This window comes from Zhongshania sp., assembly GCF_041623545.1.
Lineage (GTDB): Bacteria > Pseudomonadota > Gammaproteobacteria > Pseudomonadales > Spongiibacteraceae > Spongiibacter.
In genome coordinates, this window is the sequence record NZ_JBFJWS010000251.1 from 1 (window position 1) to 4,748 (window position 4,748).

3 protein-coding genes are annotated in these 4,748 nt (G+C 44.8%); 2 read left to right on the forward strand and 1 reads right to left on the reverse strand.

What is annotated here, in order from left to right:
- Positions 1–20: 20 nt before the first annotated feature.
- On the reverse strand, positions 21–1,541 hold the full coding sequence (locus ABYT30_RS15715) for an aldehyde dehydrogenase (RefSeq protein ID WP_373083496.1): 1,521 nt from the start codon (positions 1,539–1,541) through the stop codon (positions 21–23).
- A 368-nt stretch (positions 1,542–1,909) separates the two neighbouring features.
- On the opposite strand from ABYT30_RS15715, the gene ABYT30_RS15720 reads away from it, so the two are divergent.
- Positions 1,910–4,357, forward strand: a complete 2,448-nt coding sequence (locus ABYT30_RS15720) for a TonB-dependent receptor (protein WP_373097440.1) — start codon at positions 1,910–1,912, stop codon at positions 4,355–4,357.
- A 151-nt stretch (positions 4,358–4,508) separates the two neighbouring features.
- Positions 4,509–4,748 (forward strand): 2Fe-2S iron-sulfur cluster-binding protein (locus ABYT30_RS15725; protein ID WP_373097441.1); only part of this gene is annotated, 240 nt, incomplete at its 3' end.

Genomic DNA, 4,748 nt, shown 5'->3' on the forward strand with positions numbered 1-4,748 from the left:
AATTAGCTGGGTCGCGAACCTTAAAACGTATGGACCAAGTGGTAAGTTGATTTTTTACTTGGGTCGCGTTCAAACGCTGTCGAAATCGATTTCAATTCTGTATACGAGTTTAGGCTGTTATGACTCATCTCCCGACCATAACCGCTTTGCTTCATTCCGCCAAAGGGTGCGTCTGTACGCATCATGTGCCAGTCATTTATCCAAACTGAGCCAGCTTCGAGTTGGCGAGCAACGGCTTGGGCGCCAATGATGTCCTCGGTCCAGATGCCAGCTGACAGTCCGTATATTGAATCGTTTGCGATGTTTATGGCTTCGTCTAGCTCGGTAAATTTTATAATAGACACAACTGGGCCGAATATTTCTTCGCAGGTGTGTTTCATATCATTCTGGCAATTGGTGATAATAGTTGGTTCGAGGAAATAGCCATTTTCGAAGCCTGACACAATCTTGCGTTTTCCTCCGGTAACGATGTGGGCGCCTTGCTCTTGAGCCGATTTTAGATAGGCCTCAATCCGATTAAACTGTTGCTCCGAAACAATAGGGCCCATGCCAGTTGCAGGATCGAGTGGATTACCTACGACTATTTTTTCTGCCAAGGTCTTCATTTTGGCAATGAGTTCATCGTGAATATCGACATGGACAATTAATCGACTAGCTGATTCACAAGCCTGCCCAGAGTTCATCATGATGCCGAACAGTGCGCCATGCGCGACCAAGTTGATATTGGCGTCGGGCATGACGATAGCCGCGCCTTTGCCGCCGAGCTCTAGGGTCACACGCTTTAGTGTGGCGGCGGCTGCAACTTGAATGTTTCTACCTGTTTGTGTGGAACCTGTAAAAGATATTTTGTTTACGTTGGGGTGTTTGACCAGGGCGTCACCCACGTTTACGCCTGTGCCACTTACTAGATTTAATACGCCAGCCGGTAAAAATTGATTAATTAACTCAATTAAGCGAAATGTCGATGTTGGCGTTAATTCTGATGCTTTTACGACTACGGTGTTACCTGCAGCTAAGGCTGGGGCTATTTTCCAGGAAAGCAAAAGCAGCGGAAAGTTCCACGCGGTAATAATGCCGCATACGCCAACAGGTTCTTTTACTACCATGGTGTGAACTTGTTCTGGCAAAATCTTTGGGGAAAGGTTTTCGATAAATGGGTAGCTTTTGATGGACTCGGCAAGTGTGAAAAATAAATCGGCAATGGCCAGGATATCTAAACCCATTACGCGCTTGATCGTGCCGCCAGATGCTTGAACTTCTAAAATAGCTAGCTCTTGGGCATTCGCTAATACCGTGTTGCCGATTTGATACAGCAGCTTGGAGCGCTGGGCTACGCTAATATTTCGCCATTCTGTATTTTTTAACGCAAGACATGCTGCGTTTACTGCCAGATCAACATCTGCCGCATCGCCATCGGCGGTTTTTGCTATTAGATTACCTGTAGCAGGACAATGCACGTCAATATAGTGACCAGAGTTTGGCTTTACTATATCGCCGTTAATGATGTGATGATAATGCGGTAATTCATGGGCGTTGTTCATTTAATGTCCTTGATGTTGGTCTTTATGGATATAAATGGCTTTTAGTGTTGTTTGATGAAATTAGATAGCAGAGTGCGTCAAGTACTGAATTAATGGTTTTATAGATTTGTTTTAACTGATTATTGATGTTTAGTGTTGATTGGTATTGGCTTTTTAGGACGTTTTTTTGTCATTTGAGTATTGTCAGTGCGGCTGTCCTAATTTGCCAAAAAGATGTCCGCATCGGAAAAGACGTGGCATTGATTTTAGTGGATTATATGCGCTTAATCGTTAGTGTTAGAGGGGATAATAACTAAATGCGCATATCTCAGAGTTACTTAAGAAAGATCACTTTAGGTGCATCTTTAGCTAGTCTAAGTTATATACCAATGACTTCTTTGGCCGCGCCAATGCTCGAGGAAGTGATTGTTACGGGGCAGAAACGCTCGGAGAGTACGCAGGATACTCCTGTTGCGATTACCGGTATGACTTCTGATTCGTTGGAAAAATTCGGTTTCGCGAGTGCAAATGATATATCTGCTCAAGTACCGAATATGCAGGTTAGTGGGCCTTTTGGTGAAGTGCAACCGATCTTCGCTATTCGTGGTGTCAGCATGTCTGACTATAGCTCTAATCAGGCTAGCCCAATTGGTGTTTACTCCGACGAGTCATATATGGGCGCCGTGTATACCCATGGTATGAACTTTTTTGATGTTGAGCGTCTTGAGGTATTGCGCGGCCCCCAAGGTACCCTATACGGAAAAAACACCACGGGTGGCGCTATAAACATCATTACAAAAACCCCGATTATTGATGACGGAACGCATGTTAACGTCAAGTTGGGCGCCGGAAATTATGATTCTCACGTGGGTGATTTAGGCGTTGAAGGAACGCTAATTGATGAGACTCTGGCCGCTCGTCTTGCATATTCCTTTTCCCGGAATAGTGGATATATCGAAAATCGTTTAGGTGGCCCAAATTTATCCTCTATTGATTTTCAGGCATTGCGTTTAACGCTGAATTGGCAGATATCTGAGAATTTAAATAACGTCCTTAAATTAACTCATGGGCAAAATGATTCTTTGGCGAATGCGTCAAGAAACGAGCCTCGCGGTAACCTTAATGGTGGCGACGGACTGCTGGGGGCTGGTGGCGCGGCTACTGGGTCTGCGGGTCAAGGTGATGACAGCAGTGGTTATATCGATAACACGGGTTATTCGGCGTCGTCGCAAAACCTTGGGCATCATGAAGTTGAAGATAACTTTACCGGTCCTTTGGTTGTTAATTCGGATATGTTGGTAAACAAGCTAGAGTTTATTGGCGATTACCACACCTTCACAAGTATCTCCTCAATTAGCATTTCTGACTACGCCCAGCAGCAGAACACTGACGGCTCACCAGAAGAGTTGCTTGAGATACGTTGGGCGGTAGACACTACGGCGTTTAGTCAAGACTTGCGAATTTCAAGTAATTACGACGGCATGTTCAATTTCATTGGCGGTCTATATTACGCCGAAGAAGAAATGGATATGCATAACGAGTACGCGATTTACGGCACTGCTCCCGATGCTCGTGTGGCAGTAACGTATCCGGGTGCAGCTGGATTTTACCCATATTTACTTGATTTTGGTCAGATAGATCAGAAAATGATCACCGATAAAACAAGTTACGCCGCTTATACGCAGCTTCGTTTTGACGTAACCGCAGACTTCGGAATCGACTTTGGTATTCGCTATACCATTGATGAAATTGACCTAACCCACCTTAATATCTCGAGAGAAGGTTACGATGGTAGCCCTCGCGGTACTTTTGTTCCCGGCAATACTAGCCGCCATGATGTTCCCTTTGTGCCACTTAACCTCGCCGGCGATGCCGGTATTGCTGAAATCGATAAGTTTTTGGAGAATTTAGCCAGTGGCGAGATTACGGCTGAAGACCTAATGGCATCTGGGGAGGTTGGCTATACCCACGGACCATATACCACAGACTCCTCGACGCCGATGTCGGCTAAGGAGCAGGAATTTACCGGTAAACTCGGCTTAGATTATCGTTTCAATGATGACTTCATGATGTACGCAAGTTATAGCAAGGGCTTCCGCTCCGGTAATTTTAATGGCGGTGTTTATTATCGTGAGCGCGATTTCGAAGATGCCTATGCGAGACCTGAGTACATAGATGCTTATGAAGTAGGTTTCAAGTCTGATTTTTATGATCAGCGAGCTCGTGTTAATGCCGCAGCCTTTTTATACGATTATAAAGATCAGCAGTTTATCAACGTTGTTGGCGTATCCAACTTTTTGGAAAATGCCGGCGGCTCCACTATTGCAGGCTTAGAAGCGGAGATTATGTTTGCCGCAACAGAAAAGTTAATGTTGATGATGGGGCTTGGCTATCTTGATACCGAGTATACCGAGCTGAGTTTGTCAGACACGCAAACCCTTAACAATCCCGATGATGAAATTGATCTCGCTGGCAATCAATTGATTTCGGCACCTGAAGTCAGTGGAAACATATCGATTGATTACGAGCTTTACAGCGGCGATAGCGGCTATGTCAGCTGGAACGTGAACGCCAACTATCAAGCTAAGCAGTGGTATAGCGCTTATAACGATAAAGGCGGATATGAAAATATCAAACAAGATGCCTATGCCTTGCTGAATACTCGTATGACTTGGCGCGGAATTAATGAAGATTACTCGGTTTCAATCTGGGCCAAAAACCTTACTGACGAAGAGTATGATGGTTATGCGATCAATCTTCAGGCTGGATTTGGATTCGACTATTTCCAGGCAGGTCCGCCGCGGACCTTTGGTGTGGATGCGACCTATAAATTTTAAATGAGCAAATTCGTTATAAATAATCATTTTACGGTCACATTATTTAATAAAATATAAGTCGTAAACTTTTCTTGGAGCATTTTCTACTTGTGCGAGAAGGTTGGGGTACAAGTAGTTAATGCGGCCAAACAGCTTTACGAAGGAGAACGCTATGGGAAGTATTACTTTTATTGAGCACAATGGCACTGAACACATAGTAGATTTTGAGGCCGGTAAGTCGTTGATGCAAATTGCCTTGGATAACGGGGTCCCAGGTATTGACGCTGATTGCGGTGGCGTGTGCGCCTGCGGTACCTGTCATGTAATTATTGAAGGCAGTGCTGTCAATATTACCGGCGGCGCGACCGAGGATGAATTACAAATGTTAGATCTGACTCCCGAGCGTAGCGAA